General features: G+C 48.8%; 2 protein-coding genes. Both read right to left on the reverse strand.

The genetic code is table 11. The features are described 5' to 3' along the window. Positions 1 to 79: 79 nt before the first annotated feature. A protein-coding gene (locus tag ACP4J3_RS50660; protein WP_426545056.1) for an IS3-like element IS600 family transposase occupies positions 80 to 1,236 on the reverse strand; the annotation gives its coding sequence in 2 pieces (ribosomal slippage) (positions 80 to 987 and positions 987 to 1,236; 1,158 coding nt in all). Positions 1,237 to 1,297: 61 nt separating this feature from the next. Further along, positions 1,298 to 1,380, reverse strand: an 83-nt coding sequence (locus tag ACP4J3_RS50665) for a phage holin (protein ID WP_426545058.1), incomplete at its 5' end; no start/stop codon positions are given.

The raw sequence follows: 1,380 nt of genomic DNA on the forward strand, positions 1-1,380 counted from the left end.
ATATTGAGCGCCGTGCTTATGAAATCGCACTCCTATTGAGGTGTACTGGCAATAGCGGACACTACCATTTGTTCTTTTTTTAAGCAGCCATCGGATGATATTTTTCCCTGAAGGCTGCCGGGGAGATATTCCCCAGACGAGAGTGACGACGCTGACGATTGTAGAAAATCTCAATGTATTCCCGTATTACTGAGATGGCTTCATCCCGGTTATTAAAACGATAGTGGCTCAGGCTCTCATTTTTCAGCGTTCCCCAGAAGCTTTCCATCGGAGCGTTGTCGTAACAGTTACCTTTACGCGACATTGATGTTTTCAGACCAGACTGCTCCTGTATGACCCGGTAATCGTATGCGCAGTACTGTGAACCTCGATCAGAGTGGTGGATTAGCCCGGCAGGTGGGCGCTGGCTCCTGAGCGCCAGAAACAGGGCGTTACCTGTCAGCTCTTTTGTCATGCGCTCTCCCATGGCGTAGCCGACAATTTCACACGTATAAACATCTTTGATGCCAGCGAGGTACAACCATCCCTCCTGTGTGGCAACATACGTCAGGTCCGCCACCCAGACCTGATTTGGTGCTGTAGGAGCGAACGTCTGGTTCAGCAGATTTGGCGCAACTGGCAGATTGTGGTTCGGGTTCGTAGTCGCTCTGAACTTGCGTTTCTGCTTACAGCGTAGCCTTAGCTCCTTACGAAGACGTGCCAGTCGGTCACGACCAACGATGATGCCATTCTCTGCCAGCTCCGTCTGGAGCCGCCGGGTTCCATATGTTTCGCGAGTGCGGATATGTGCCACCTTAATCTCCAGTTTTAGCCGCTCATCACTTTGTTTTCTGTCTGAGGGTTCATGCTGTACCCAGTTGTAATAACCGCTCCTGGATACACCAAATACCTGACACATCGCTTCAATGGGAAATTGTTGTCGCCATTGTTCGATTAACGCGTATTTTTCAGCGACTCCTGTGCAAAATACGCTGTTGCTTTTTTTAATATATCTCGCTCAAGGCGAGCTTCATTTAACGCCTTACGCAGTTGCAGAATTTCAGATTCCAGTTCAGCCACCGTGCGGGAACCAGGAGTACCGAGCCCTTTTCTGGCGGCGGTAACCCATTGTCCTAAAGTGCCTTCAGGAAGAGATAATCGGGAAGCGCCTTCACTGATCGAAAGTTGATTTTCAGGAACCGTTCTGACAGCTTCGGCTTTGAACTCTTTAGAGTAACGTTGGTTTTTTCTGCTCATTATTAGCTCCTTCTGATGCCATTCTATTTCAGGAAGGAGTGTCCGTTAAACTCAGGCTACCTCAATCTTCTCTTATTTTGAAATACAGATTCGTCAGATAAGTCAGAAGCCCCAGAAGCAGACTTCCCAGCACACCAATCGCAG

Origin of the sequence: Streptomyces sp. UG1, from assembly GCF_049974585.1 — a bacterium.
Classification (GTDB): Bacteria; Actinomycetota; Actinomycetes; order Streptomycetales; family Streptomycetaceae; genus Streptomyces.